The 13,228-nt window shown below is 51.6% G+C and carries 11 protein-coding genes; 2 read left to right on the top strand and 9 right to left on the bottom strand.

All coding sequences use genetic code 11. From position 1 onward, the window contains the following. The first annotated feature begins 149 nt into the window (after positions 1–149). Positions 150–1,298 (top strand): hypothetical protein, encoded by a 1,149-nt coding sequence (locus L1278_RS02125; protein ID WP_253400849.1) that lies wholly within the window; start codon positions 150–152, stop codon positions 1,296–1,298. Between the two features lie 6 nt (positions 1,299–1,304). Here the strand turns inward: L1278_RS02125 and L1278_RS02120 are convergent, their stop codons facing one another. After that, positions 1,305–1,934, bottom strand: a complete 630-nt coding sequence (locus tag L1278_RS02120) for a GNAT family N-acetyltransferase (RefSeq protein WP_253400848.1) — start codon at positions 1,932–1,934, stop codon at positions 1,305–1,307. Positions 1,935–2,114: 180 nt separating this feature from the next. On the opposite strand from L1278_RS02120, the gene L1278_RS02115 reads away from it, so the two are divergent. After that, positions 2,115–2,981 (top strand): SDR family NAD(P)-dependent oxidoreductase, encoded by an 867-nt coding sequence (locus tag L1278_RS02115; protein ID WP_253400847.1) that lies wholly within the window; start codon positions 2,115–2,117, stop codon positions 2,979–2,981. Between the two features lie 79 nt (positions 2,982–3,060). Here L1278_RS02115 and L1278_RS02110 read toward each other — a convergent pair whose 3' ends face one another. The 8 genes from L1278_RS02110 to guaB all read right to left on the bottom strand — a co-directional run bounded on the left by L1278_RS02110 (position 3,061) and on the right by guaB (position 13,105). Further along, the gene (locus tag L1278_RS02110) at positions 3,061–3,492 is read right to left on the bottom strand and encodes a hypothetical protein (protein ID WP_253400846.1); all 432 of its coding nucleotides are present in this window, start codon (positions 3,490–3,492) and stop codon (positions 3,061–3,063) included. A gap of 245 nt (positions 3,493–3,737) precedes the next feature. Further along, positions 3,738–4,703, bottom strand: coding sequence for a MoxR family ATPase (locus tag L1278_RS02105; protein WP_253400845.1), 966 nt, complete (start codon positions 4,701–4,703; stop codon positions 3,738–3,740). 8 nt (positions 4,704–4,711) lie between these two features. Then, a complete protein-coding gene (locus L1278_RS02100; protein ID WP_253400844.1) occupies positions 4,712–6,085 on the bottom strand; it encodes a peptidylprolyl isomerase in 1,374 nt (457 codons plus the stop codon). Between the two features lie 36 nt (positions 6,086–6,121). Then, positions 6,122–8,431 carry a peptidylprolyl isomerase gene (locus L1278_RS02095; RefSeq protein WP_253400843.1) on the bottom strand — a complete coding sequence of 770 codons (2,310 nt, stop codon included), beginning with the start codon at positions 8,429–8,431 and terminating at the stop codon, positions 6,122–6,124. Between the two features lie 164 nt (positions 8,432–8,595). Then, positions 8,596–9,006, bottom strand: coding sequence for an ATP-binding protein (locus L1278_RS02090; RefSeq protein WP_253400842.1), 411 nt, complete (start codon positions 9,004–9,006; stop codon positions 8,596–8,598). Beyond that, on the bottom strand, positions 8,999–9,337 hold the full coding sequence (locus L1278_RS02085; protein WP_188501609.1) for an STAS domain-containing protein: 339 nt from the start codon (positions 9,335–9,337) through the stop codon (positions 8,999–9,001). Before L1278_RS02085 ends, L1278_RS02090 begins: the two co-directional genes overlap by 8 nt. 19 nt (positions 9,338–9,356) lie before the next feature. Continuing rightward, entirely contained in the window at positions 9,357–11,432 is a 2,076-nt protein-coding gene (locus tag L1278_RS02080; RefSeq protein ID WP_253400841.1) for a SpoIIE family protein phosphatase, read from the bottom strand. A gap of 203 nt (positions 11,433–11,635) precedes the next feature. Next, positions 11,636–13,105: an IMP dehydrogenase gene (guaB, locus tag L1278_RS02075; protein WP_188501611.1), complete on the bottom strand. Its 1,470-nt coding sequence runs from the start codon at positions 13,103–13,105 to the stop codon at positions 11,636–11,638. Positions 13,106–13,228 lie beyond the last annotated feature (123 nt).

Genomic DNA, 13,228 nt, shown 5'->3' with positions numbered 1-13,228 from the left:
TAAATAGCTTTATATTGATGTGAAATTACGACGTTCAAAATCAATTTGCAAAAAAAGTAGCAGGTATTTTGCTAAATATTTTAGTTGATTATGGCCGTCTTGTTACAACATACATAGTGGCAATTTTGTGCCATCCTACACGCTTTTTTATGAGATATTTCAGGCTTTTATTTTGTGTGTTTGCTGTGCTATACAGCCATTTAGGGTATAGCCAGCTAAACAACGCTGCACTGAAGCTGGCTATACCTGTTAAACCTGGAAATGCTAATCAGATTAGAATTGGCCTGCACGCTTTTGGCTTCTCTAAAAACAACGAGTACTTCAACAAGATTGCCGATGGTTATACCTTATTTGGCTATCATCTGTTGCCCCGGGTAAGTTATTACCCGTCCGCTTCGGTGCGGATCGATGCGGGCGCCCTCCTTTGGAAGGACTTCGGTAGTTCAGGCTACCAGGACTTTCAGCCAACCTTCACAGTAAAATGGCAGCAGGAAAACTGGGCTTTTGTGTTTGGTACGTTAGAGGGCAACGTGAGCCATGGTTACGTGGAGCCGCTCTACGATTTTGAGCGGGTGATCAACGACCGGCTGGAGAATGGACTGCAGTTTTTGCTGAATACCCATCGGGTTAAATTGGACGCCTGGATCGACTGGAGCAAAATGATTTACCCGGCTGACCCGGTGCGGGAAGAAGTGGCCGGTGGCATCAGCTCGGCCATACGCCTGCTTAACAAACCCGGCAGGGTGGAAGGCGATACCCTGCGCCTGGCTATACCTGTGCAGTTCACGGCGCAGCACAAAGGCGGGCAGATCGACAGTTCACCCTTGCCGCTGCTCACGGTGTTCAACGCCGCAGTAGGCTTTGAGCTGGAGCGACAACTGCCGCACCGCATACTTCACCGGGTATACACCAAAAATTATCTACTTGGCTTCAACGATTTCTCCAACACGTTTCAACTGCCTTTCACAAAGGGCGGTGCTATTTACCTGAATGCAGGTATAGATACCAGGTACCAGGATGTGATGCTGAGTTATTGGCGTGGCGACGGGTATATTACTGAACTGGGCGGCAAGTTATTTCAGTCGGCTTCCACGACTTACAAAGACCCCGACTACATACAGGAAGACCGGCACCTGCTGATCCTCCGTCTGATGAAGGACATCGAGATAATGGAAGATCTATACCTGACGCTGCGCCTGGAGCCTGTGGTCGACCTGGATGATCCGAAACTGGAGTTTTCGAACGCAATCTACCTGACGTTCGATACCGATTTTTTTGTCGGGAAACCACGTAAGTAAAGGTAGTTAAACCGCTTCCTGAGAATCTCTCTGCTTAAGCTGGGTTGCCTGCTCGTAGTCATCGCGGGTCATGCCGTAGTAGCTCAGGTCCAGAAGCTCCTCGGAGTCGGCACCCCTGAAGTCGCTTCGCAGCACACCTTCTTTCACAAAGCCACAGCTCTCGGCCAACTGGGCGCACACATTATTATACTGTGTGCAGCGCATGTATACCTTGTTGAGTTTCAAGTCCTCAAATGCAAAGTGCAGCACCGCCCTGAAAGCCTCCTGCGCCAGGTCCAGCATTTCGGACCAGCTGGTGAAGTATAAGGCAGCCTCCGCTTTTGGCACGGACCGATCTATGTTTTTGAGTGTGATATCGCCAATATACGTGTTGCTCTCCCGAAGCCATACACCAAAATCAAATTGCTTGCGGTTATCCCAGTCAGTGCGCAACTGGGCCAGCTGGGTGCGGGCATCCTCCAATACACGCACGCTGGCCACCCTTCCGGTAAAGGCCGGGCTCAGGGCTGATGTATCCTCATGGATAACACGCATAAACTCCTGCTCGTCTCCTTCTGCATAGGGCCTGATGACCAAGTGGTCTGTCTCTAGTTGTTCATCAAAAGCATCCGGCAGGGTATTGTATAAAAAGCTCATGGACATGTTTCGTTTTAATGGAACAGATGGATCGTTGCCTCTCCTGCTTTGTCTGTCATACGCTATTCAGTCAAAAATGTAAGTATAATCTTTGCTACCCCATTAAGTACTAACCGACCAGGAGTTGCGGCCGTTATAGGATGATACAATGTATGTGCTAAAAACTTTAACCATTGATCTATGAAAAACAGACTGGAAGGCAAAGTCGCCATCGTAACGGGCGGCGGAACAGGTATAGGAGAGGCCATCTGCAAGAAATTTGCGCAGGAAGGCGCCCGTGTCGTAGTAGCAGGTTTCCCGGAAGACCCCGTGGAAGACGTGGTGAAGGAAATTCAGAAAGAAGGCGGAGAAGCGATCGCCTATACCGGCGACATCTCCACAGCAGCCAATGCGAAGGCGTGTGTTGAGCTGGCTGTAAAGCAATATGGTCAACTCGACATCCTGGTCAATAATGCCGGGGTTTTCCCGGAGGTGAATCTGCTGCAGGACTACACGGAGGAAGCGCTGGACTACATGATCAAGAACAACATCAAGACAGCTTTTGCCATGAGCAAGGCCGCGCTGCCTGAGCTACACAAGACGAAAGGAAATATCGTGTCGGCCGGATCGGAAGCTGGCGTGATAGGTATAGCCCAGAACACGCCCTATGGTGGCACCAAAGGTTTTATACATGCCTTTATGAAAGGGCTAGCCGTGGAGCAAGCGCAGTTTGGTGTGCGGGTGAACATTGTGGGCCCGGGGCCGATTGATACGGCCTGGACCCATGAGAGCACCGGCCCGATGGATGGCAAAATGGTAAAGACCATGAAAGGAGCCACACCTATGGGCCGCAGAGGCAGCCCGGAGGAAGTCGCGAACGTTTACTGCTTCCTGGCCTCAGACGAAGCCTCGTATGTGACGGGTGCGCTCTATATGGTGGATGGCGGCATCACGGTTGCAAAAGGCCCGGTAGGGGAGGAAGCAGACTCCAGCATGAAGAAAGAGCCCAAAGGTGAGCTTGATCTGGAGCATTCCAAAGAGGGGCATACCTCTATCCGGAATAAATAAGCACTCCCAGGTATAATAAGCAAAGCGCCCGCAGGTATAAGACTGCGGGCGCTTTGAGTTTATCAGGTATAGCCGTTGGCTATTGATTTAGTAGGAAAGGGTACTTGAAGTGTTTCGGGCTGTTGAGTTGCTGCTGGCGCATCATTACCTGCAGGGTATGGGCCGTTTCGTTGAAAAACTCCAGTCTGCGGATCAGCATTTCTTTCTGCAATATCACACCTCCCGACGTTTTCATGTAAGCTTTTTTGTCTTCCATGACACGCTGCATGGTGTCCATCACTGTATTCTCGTTCTGCTCAAACCAGCGCGTGAAATCCTCTAGGCGGGCTGCTCCAGCTGTTTCAGATTTGAACTCAAGGCCATGCAAATGCAAGATATCAGCCAGTAGATCTACCTCCAGTGGAATAGATACATTGTATGGCATGGAGCGAACCTCCAGTTTGCTGTTCAGGGCTCCGATGATCGTGGCCAGGTTTTCTTTAAAGCGAACGTATAGCGCTGCCGCCTCCATAAGTTTCAGAGTAATGTGTCAAAAAATCAGTACAGGCGCAAAATTACACCAATAAGCTTAGATTGCTAAATTGTTTGGTGAATTGTTGAGGGGTTAAATTGTTGACTGGTTTAGTTGCTAAATTGTTGAAACCCCGTGTATCCAAAAAATTGAACAGGGCACAACTCTGCTTTAATCTTCAACTATATTCAGCAAACTGAAGCTATACCTGAGTAGTTAAACAATTAGCAATCAACAACCAGCAATTACAGGAGTTCCTGAATCAGCTGCTCTACCGTTATACCTTCTGCCTCAGCTTTGAAGTTACGCACAATGCGGTGACGAAGGATGGGCAGGGCAACAGCCTGCACGTCTTCTATGTCCGGGGAGTATTTGCCGTTGAGGAGGGCGTTGCACTTAGCGCCGATAATCAGGTGCTGGGAGGCACGCGGTCCGGCGCCCCATTCCAGGTATTGACTGGCCCGCTCAGATCCCATTGCCGTATTGGGTCGGGTCTTGTGTACCAATTTTACGGCATATTCCACCACATTGTCTACCACGGGTACGCGGCGTACCAGTTGCTGGAATGCCATGATGTCATCAGCGTGTAGGATCTTGTCGAGGGCCACACGGGCTGCGCCTGTTGTATTCTTCACAATCTGAAGTTCCGACTCGTAGCTGGGGTAGCCCAGCGTGATGTTAAACATGAAACGGTCGAGCTGTGCTTCGGGCAGGGGATAGGTTCCTTCCTGCTCAATCGGGTTTTGGGTGGCCAGCACAAAGAAGGGGCGGGGCAGTTCGTAGCGCTTGCCGGCTACGGTCACCGCATACTCCTGCATGGCCTCCAGCAGGGCCGCCTGTGTTTTGGGAGGCGTACGGTTTATCTCGTCTGCCAGAATGATGTTGGCGAAGATAGGACCCGTCACGAAGTTGAAATTACGGTCCTTGTCCATTGTCTCGGCTCCCACAATATCGCTCGGCATCAGGTCCGGGGTAAACTGTACCCGGCTGAAAGACATGTTGAGCGAGGAGGCGATGGTCTGGATGAGGAGGGTTTTGGCAAGGCCTGGGACGCCGACCAGGAGGCAGTGCCCCTGACAAAAAACAGCTGTGAGCACCAGGCGCACGACTTCTTCCTGTCCTACGATCACTTTTGATATTTCGGAAGTGAGGTCGTGGTAGGACCGGTGCAGCGCGTCGGCTGCTTCTTTGTCAGAGGTATACTGCTTCATGTATGTGTTTATTGCGTTAAGTCAAGCACTTTGCATTGGTCGTACTCAGGGTCGATCTCAATGAATACGGTGTCTATGTTTTTTCGGAACCACTCATCCACAGCTTTGTCCCTTTTCTGGGCCAGGGCGGCGGCGGCTATTTTCTGGTAGTCGTCGCTCATGTTGGCCAGGTGAGGAGTCGATTTGTAACGAAGCTGAATGATACGGGCTGCCTCTCTGCCGTCTGGCGTGGTAAAGCTCACTGGTTTCGACACATCATCCACTTTCATGGTGTCGATCACGAAGAAGATACTTGGTTCCACTTCATTCATCGGGATGTACGAGTTACCCGTCATACGGCTTATAATGGTACCACCGTTGTCCTTTGTGTTCTTATCGTCCGAAAAATCTTTGGCAGCTTTTGCAAAGCTGATGCTATCGTTCACAACAAGGGTGCGCACGCTGTCCAGTGCGGCGATGGCGTCCTGCACATCCACACGTTCAGTGGCAGGCTTGATGAGGATGTGGCGTGTGTTGAACTCCTGTCCTTTGCGCTCGATCAACTGAATCAGGTGAAAGCCGAACATCGACTCGATTACGTTTGACATCTGGCCTGGCTCGAGGCGCAGTGCAGCGGCTTCGTACTCCGGTACCAGTTCCTTTTTCTTGAAGAAACCGAGTTCTCCGCCTGCTTCTGCCGAGCCTGGGTCTTCTGAGTGTTCTTTTGCCAATGTGGCAAAATCTTCACCGGCCACAATGCGGGCACGCAGTGCTTCCAGCTTCTGACGGGCGGCCTGCTTCTGCTGGCGGCTTACCTCTGCATACTTTACGATGTGGCTCAGCTGCACTTCGCTGGAGAAGTAAGGCAAGCTGTCAGCGGGAATCTGGTTAAAGTAGCGACGCACCTCTTTCGGGGTTACGGTTACTTTATCAGTGATTTCGCGTTGCATCTTTTCCGACAACATCTGGTTGCGAACAGAGCGTCGCAATTCGTCGCGCAGTTGCTTAACGCTTTTGTTATAGTATTGCTCCAGACGCTCCGTGCCCCCTACCTGCGAGGCCAGATAATCAATTCTGCGGTTCAGTTCGCCGGTTATAGCTGTTTCTTCTACTACAACAGAGTCGATCTCGGCGCGGGCCAGCAATAGCTTTTCCTGCACCATCGACTTTAATATTTCGCACTTCATGGGCTCTGTCTGTGCGCTTGGCTGCTGTTTGTTCTGGGCCAGGAACTGCAGGTAGCTGAACTCAAGCTCTGAGCGCAGGATCACGTGGTTGTCTACCTTGGCTATGATGCCGTCCAGTTTTTTCTGGGTGGGCGCCTGTGCCGTAGCTGTAAAGGCCGTGATCAGGCAGAGCAGTAGCAGGGACAGGGTTCTCGTTTTATGGGTTGTGTTGTGCATGTTGACTTGTATCGGTTCTCTTGTTGCGAACCCGCTTTATTTTCTGATAATTTTATCGACCTCTGTCTGGTTAACGCTAACCGGATTCTTTTCCTGCAGCTGCTTCACCCACTGCTCGTCCAGGTAGTTCTGGTAGTCGGCCGTTACCTGGCCTCTTACCTCGGAAAGCTGCTTCGGAGCAGGAGCCAGCACATCGTGCACGATCACCAGGTACTGGCGCTCGTTCAGTTCGGTATTGTAAGTGCCCTTTTCCCACTTCACAGCGTCTACGGCTTTGTTTTCGCCTTTCTGAAATCTCTTTTCAGTGATCTGAACACCCAGCGGATTACCGGCATTCAGGTTTTCAGCCAGCACGCTCAGCTCTGGTGAGTAAAGCGTAAACGATACGCGTCTGTTGCGGCGGCGACCGGTTTCGGTATTGTCGGCAGCGGCTTGCTTGGTTTTGCCCAGTGCTCTGGCGGTGAGTTGGTCGGCTGTTACGCCTCGCCCTGTCAGGAAGGCGACAATGGCTTTGGAACGCTCTGCCGAGAGATCGCGCTTGCCGGCCGCCTCACGCGCGTCGGCGTGGCCGTTCACTTCCAGCGTCAGGTTCGGGTTGTTGCTCAGGCGGTCTGCCAACTCGCTTAGGCGGGCTACACTTGGCTGGTCTGGCGTGGCGCTGTTTGTTTCGAATGTGATATCGGCTGGTTTACCGTTGCGTACTTCGTAGCGGCGTTCGTTTAACTGCTGCTGGGCCTTGGTGAGGAGCTCTTTGTTGGCAGCGCTGATCACGGTGGCGTGCACGCGCTCTTTCCACTGGTACTTGTCGCGGTTCTGATCAAAGAAAGCCTTGAGACCAGTGGTGTCTTCCACCGCCTTCGACCATACCCTCTCGTCCATTAACTGGAACAGCAGGATGCCGTCGTGGTACTCACGCACCAGCATGCGGTAGTCGGGGTACTTGTTCTCCAGGTTGGCACGCTCATACGCCAGCAATCTCTTCTGCACAAAGTTGTCGTAGAGCGAGTTCATGTGGTGTTGCGGAGTACCAGCCATGCGCGGGCGCTGCTCAGCCTTTACGTAGGTATAGAAGTCAGACACGGTATAAGGCTTGCCCTGTATCGTGAAGAGTGTGTTCTTGAGTGTTTTGTCGGCGGCATCAAAATCCCACTTGCCTTGCAGCAGGTCATCTGTTCCTTTGCTTAAAGCGGCAGCTTTGACAGTAGCGTCTTCGCTGAAGTTATTTTCTGATTTGATGCGTTTCAGGAAGGCTGCTTTGTTGAGCTCGGAGCGGGAGTCTTTTGCGATCTTGTTGCGCAGGTTCTGCTCCATGTCCTCAAACGAAGGGAGCGGTTGCTTGCCGATCAGTTTGATGATGTGCCAGCCATAAGGCGTCAGCACAGGAGGGGCTACTTCGCCTTCTTTCTTCAGACCAAACGCCACTTCCTCAAAAGACGGGATCATGCGCCCGGTGCCGAACCAGGGCAACTCGCCACCGTTGGCGGCAGAGTTGGCGTCCTCCGAAAACTCTGCAGCCAGGCGGTCCCAGTTCTCGTTACGCTGTACACGCTTGTAGATGGCGTCTACGCGCTGTTTGGCAGCCAGCGAGTCTGCCTTAGGCATACCCGGCGTGGCGCGCACCATAATATGGGCCACTTTCACTTCGCCCTTCGCGTTGCGCTTGTCGTTTACTTTGATCAGGTGATAGCCAAAACGGGAACGAACCGGCTGCGAGATCTGGCCAACGGGTGTTTTGTAGGCGGCATCCTCGAATCGATAAACCATCTGCATGGCTGTGAAATAACCCAGGTTACCGCCGTTTTCGGCTGCGGACGGGTCGTGCGAAAACTCACGGGCTAGCTTGCCGAAATCCTCACCGGCCTCGAGTCGCTTGCGCAGTTCCAGGGCCTGGTTGTAGGTAGCCAGGGTGTCCTGCGGACTCGGGTCGTTTGGTAGGCCCAGCAAAATGTGCGATGCGTTCACCTCCTGTTTCAGGCGCTCATAAGCCTCCTGCACCAGTTGGTCGGTCACACTCTTTTCAGTGAGGTAGGGTTGTGCAAGCTGCTCTTTGTAGCCCTCCAGTTCGCGCTTAAAAGCGGCAGTGGTGTCCAGGCCACGGCTCTCGCCTTCCATTACCTTCAGTTTGAATCGGGTATAGAGGTCGAGGTACTCGCTTACACTTTGGCGGGTATAGGCATCTTCGTTGCCCCCGTTGTTCTTCTCATACACATACTGAAACTCGGATGTGTAAATAGGTTGGGAGCCAATGGTCGCAATGATAGGTTCCTGCTTGTCATTCTTCTTAGTTGCGGTACAGCCAGCCATAACAAGAGCCGCTACCGCAACAAGTAGTTGATTGCTGCGCATAAATAGATGATAAACTAACGCTTGGTTTTGCTCTGACGAAGTCAGATCATGCAATTTTAGTTAATTTTTCTGACAGATTAGTCAAAAAGTACCACTATAATCCTATTGCATGCGATTTCGTTCCGGATAACGGATGCGGGGCGCTAAAAGTGTGCAGTTCAGCCCTATTTAATTTTTTTGTACAGGAAGCAGGTGTTCTGCCTGTCAGTCGTCTCGAATTCCACACGGTCCATGATGCGGTTGACCAGGGCGATGCCGACGCCCCCTTTCTTGCCGACCCGGATGTGCTCTTCGATGTTAGGCTCTTTATACTCAGAGCGACGGAAGGCCACCCCGTTGTCGACGATCTCGAATTTGACGATGCCGGCCTTCTCCGTGATGGAGAGGGAAATGCTTTTGGACGGGTCTTCGTTGTTGGCGTGGATGATGAGGTTGGCGCATATCTCATCCACGGCCAATACGATCTGGTTCATCTGGATGTCTGACAAGGTATACGCTGCCAGATACTCCGTGACGAAGTCCCGTATTTGCTTCAGATTTTTTTTAGTACAGCTAACTGTAATTTTATTATTCATCAGCAATGGTCATGGCTTCCTCGTAATCCGAAACGATGGTCATGAGCAGATCGAGGCCCAGGATTTCGAATACGTTGCGCACTTTGTCCTGCATGTTGTAGAAAATGAGTTTGATATGAGCATCCTCAAAGCGCTGCAGATGCGAAATAAATACCCCAAGGCCTGCAGACGAAATGTAGTTCAGGTCTTTGCAATCTACCAGGATCTTGCTGTAGGTCATGATCTCGGGGTCGGACAGTGCTTCATCGAGCATTACAGATGAGCTTGCGTCCAATTCACCATCCAGGGTGATGATGATCGTTGTGTCTTTGATTTGGTTAGTAATTTTCATCGGCATCCTTTACGTATAACTATTCACTAGGTTGAGTCGGTTTAAATTTGATGACGAGCAGCGTCTGGTCGTCGTATATGTTTTCTGTCGGACCGGTAAAATCCTCCAGATCGTTGATGATGGCGTACTTGATGTCCTCGGCCTCCAGGTGGTAGGTTTGGGTGAGCATGTAGCGCAACCTGTCCTCCCCATACTCCTCGTTGGTCGGACTGCGGGCCTCCACGATGCCATCCGTGTAAATCACCATCACGTCGGTCGGGTTGTAGTCATAATACATTTCCCGGACGTGATTGTTATAACTTTTATCACGAATGATGCCAAGTCCCAGTCCATCCGTCTGAAAATAGAAGGTGTCGTCCATCATGGAGTTGTAATACAGGGTATGGCAGTGGCCCGCGCGGGCAAACATAAAGCCCTTCATGCGATAATCAATGATGTATAGCGCAGAAGTGATAAAAGAGGTTTTCTCAAGGCAGCGGCTCAGGGCACTGTTGGCCTGTTTCATGAACTCGCTTGGCGGCATATCCTGTTGCATCAGGCCATGAAAGATACCCTTCATCTGGGCCATGTGGAAGGCCGCCGAAATACCTTTACCCGATACGTCGCCGATGATGATGGCGATGCGCGACTCGCTTAGTTGCAGGAAGTCATAAAAGTCACCGCCCACCTCTTTGGCGGCTTTGGCGTAGGTCGAGATCTCAAACCAACTGTCGCTCGGGAATTTTTTCGGGATCAGGCTGTCCTGCACCACCGAGGCGATCTTGAGCTCCTCTTTGTAACGCTCGTTTTGCAGCGACTCGTGCACCAGGCGCAGGTTCTCGATCGTGAGAATGGTCTGGTTGGTAAAAGTGCGCAGTACGTTCACCGTTTCCCTGTCAAAGCCCTGCTCAATATCCTTCAGCAGGTATAGCACCCCAAACAGGTGTTTCTTGGATTTGATCGGCAGGATGATGAGCGACTTCCAGGGTAGCGTGAGGTCACGGAAGCCGGGGTTACGGTCGAGGTTGTTGTTGATGTAGTCGATGTGCTGGATGTTGTAGGCCAGCAGCAGGTGGCGGATGCGCTTGATCTGCTCTTCTTCTATTGTGAGCTGATGGCACAGTTCTATCTCATCTTTTTTCTCGCCCCTGAATATCTCGAGCCAGGCGGCGCTGGCATCCGATGCCTTCACGGTACTCTCAAAGAGCATGTCGTATACCTGTTTCTCGCTCTGTCCCTGCTGTATAGACTGGCTCAGGCGCTGAAAATTGAGCAGGTCCTCGCTCTTTTGCTCAAACACGCTGGAAGTTGGCAGACTAAAAAGCGCCACCAGAAAAGAGGCCAGGGTATACAGGGCCACAAAGAACATGGCCAGCAGCAGGAAACCCACGTCAGAGTAATCGATTACCAGCAGCGGGCTGTCCGCAAAGCCGTAGAAAAAGTCAAAGAAGATGTAGCAGGCCAACAGGATAGCTACGAGCAATATAAGAGATCTGCCTTTTTTGTTGAATGTCAGGTAGGCAACCCACTTCAGGTTGGTGCACAGGAACAAGGTATAGAGCCCGATCAATCCGAGCAGTGGCAGGAAGATCAGACTACTGTAATTGAAGTTGAGCAGCGTGAGAATCAGCGTGGCAAACAGTAGGATCTCGTACCAGTCCCATGCGATCTGGATAAACTTGTTTTTATGGTAGAGTATGAGCTGGCGCCAAACGTAAAAGGCCTTTGCCAGGAACAACACCATCAAGCCGAAGTTTAGCTGGTAGACCATGTGCAACAGCAGCGGCGACTGCACACTCGAGTAGTTGGTGACCATGCGGTATACCATGTACAAGGCAATACTCAGGTAGGCGGCTATACCCCCTTTGGCAAAGATGTTCCAGAGGTAGCCGATAAAGTCTATTCCTTTGAGGTTCTCGGCGCTCAGGCGTTGAAAGCCGAACACCGATATGATGAATACAACGATCAGGAAATTGTTGACGAATGGAAGATCCAGCGCAATGGAGCTCTCGCGATGCATACTCTCAGCCGCCAATAGCACATTAGCCAGCAGGAGTGACCAGCTGATCAGGGCAGAGGTAATAAATAGAGATTTTGCGTTGGTTCTATAAAGCATAAAACGGAAAACCGTGCTTAGTTTTTTCGGCGATAGAAAATGGCTTGCCCGAGACTTTATCAGTTTGTAAGGTAAGAAAATTTTTTGCTCTTTGGCCAAGTTGTCGAGGTGAGTTTTGAAAGAACAACTTGCATAACGTAAAAAAGAAGAAGTAGGTTAACAAAAGCCAACCTACTTCTTCTTTAATGCTGTCAATGTAATAACTAGCGGCTGTAGTTCGGCGCCTCGCGCATGATGTGCACATCGTGCGGATGACTTTCGCGCAGGCCAGCCCCTGTTATTTTCACCATCTTGGCCTCTTGCAGTGTAGGTATAGTCGGCGTACCGCAATAGCCCATGCCAGCGCGGATGCCACCCACCAATTGGTAGATCACCTCCGACACCAGACCTTTGTAAGCCACGCGACCCACTATACCTTCCGGCACCAGTTTCTTGCTGTCTTTTTCGTTGCCCTGGAAGTAGCGGTCTTTCGAGCCTTCCTCCATAGCCTCGATCGAGCCCATGCCACGGTAGGTCTTGAACTTACGTCCTTCGTAAATGATCATTTCGCCCGGAGCCTCTTCGGTACCAGCCAGTAGCGAGCCCACCATCACGGTGCTGGCGCCTCCGGCCAGTGCCTTCACGATGTCGCCTGAGAACTTGATGCCACCGTCGGCAATAACCGGTACACCAGTTCCCTGCAAGCCTCTGGCGGCTTCCATCACGGCAGACAGCTGTGGCATGCCTATACCTGCGATCACGCGGGTGGTGCAGATACTGCCCGGACCAACGCCTACTTTCACGGCATCGGCACCCGCATCTGCCAGGGCTTTTGCGCCATCGGCAGTGGCTACGTTACCGGCAATCACCTCTAGCTTCGGGAAATTTTCTTTGATCTTGCGTACCACGTCGAGCACCCCTTTGGAGTGACCGTGCGCCGTGTCCACGCTGATCACGTCCACGCCAGCCTCTACGAGCGCCTTGATGCGGTCCATCACGTCAGGGGTTACGCCAACGGCGGCACCTACGCGCAGACGGCCGTACTCATCTTTGCAGGCGTTCGGGCGGTCTTTCTTTTTGAGGATGTCTTTGTAAGTGATCAAACCTACCAGGTTACCCTTGTCGTCCACCACGGGCAGTTTCTCGATCTTGTACTCCTGCAGTATGTCTTCTGCTTTGGCCAGGTCAGTTCCTTTTGCAGCGGTGATCAGGTTTTCAGTCGTCATCACGTCTCTTACAGGCAGCGACATGTTCTTCTCGAAACGCAGGTCGCGGTTGGTAAGGATGCCGGTAAGCTTGCCGTTTCCGTTGGTAATAGGTATACCGCCGATTTTGTTCTCCGACATGATGCGGATAGCATCGCCGAGCGTGGCGTCTTCTTGCAGGGTGATCGGGTCGAGGATCATGCCGCTTTCGGAGCGTTTTACTTTGCGCACCTGCTCCGCCTGCTTCTTGATCGACATGTTTTTATGGATGATGCCGATGCCCCCTTCCTGCGCCATGGAAATGGCCAGTTCAGTCTCGGTAACAGTGTCCATAGCCGCGGATAGCAACGGAATGTTTATTCGGATATTACGAGTAAGCTGTGTGGAAGTATCGGTGTTGTGGGGGAGCACCTCGGAGTAGGCCGGGAGCAGAAGCACGTCATCGTAAGTGAGTGCCTCAAATACTATTTTGGATTGATCTGCGATCATGGCAAATAAATTAGGGGTCCTTATTTGCCGCGTAAAATTACATAAATTAATCCGGAAAATATAGCAAGCGGTGTGAGAAAATTATTCGGGTCATGTTACCGGGCTGCTGCCTTTGGCATTTTT

Origin of the sequence: Pontibacter sp. HSC-36F09 (genome assembly GCF_024171605.1) — a bacterium.
GTDB lineage: Bacteria > Bacteroidota > Bacteroidia > Cytophagales > Hymenobacteraceae > Pontibacter.
The sequence above is the reverse complement of the archived record's forward strand: the minus strand, read 5'-3'. Positions and strand labels throughout refer to the sequence as shown.

Coding starts and splice junctions, on each gene's coding strand:
- L1278_RS02125 (WP_253400849.1), top strand. CDS start 150: ATGAGATATTTCAGGCTTTTATTTTGTGTGTTTGCTGTGCTATACAGC.
- L1278_RS02120 (WP_253400848.1), bottom strand. CDS start 1,934: ATGAGCTTTTTATACAATACCCTGCCGGATGCTTTTGATGAACAACTA.
- L1278_RS02115 (WP_253400847.1), top strand. CDS start 2,115: ATGAAAAACAGACTGGAAGGCAAAGTCGCCATCGTAACGGGCGGCGGA.
- L1278_RS02110 (WP_253400846.1), bottom strand. CDS start 3,492: ATGGAGGCGGCAGCGCTATACGTTCGCTTTAAAGAAAACCTGGCCACG.
- L1278_RS02105 (WP_253400845.1), bottom strand. CDS start 4,703: ATGAAGCAGTATACCTCTGACAAAGAAGCAGCCGACGCGCTGCACCGG.
- L1278_RS02100 (WP_253400844.1), bottom strand. CDS start 6,085: ATGCACAACACAACCCATAAAACGAGAACCCTGTCCCTGCTACTGCTC.
- L1278_RS02095 (WP_253400843.1), bottom strand. CDS start 8,431: ATGCGCAGCAATCAACTACTTGTTGCGGTAGCGGCTCTTGTTATGGCT.
- L1278_RS02090 (WP_253400842.1), bottom strand. CDS start 9,006: ATGAATAATAAAATTACAGTTAGCTGTACTAAAAAAAATCTGAAGCAA.
- L1278_RS02085 (WP_188501609.1), bottom strand. CDS start 9,337: ATGAAAATTACTAACCAAATCAAAGACACAACGATCATCATCACCCTG.
- L1278_RS02080 (WP_253400841.1), bottom strand. CDS start 11,432: ATGCTTTATAGAACCAACGCAAAATCTCTATTTATTACCTCTGCCCTG.
- guaB (WP_188501611.1), bottom strand. CDS start 13,105: ATGATCGCAGATCAATCCAAAATAGTATTTGAGGCACTCACTTACGAT.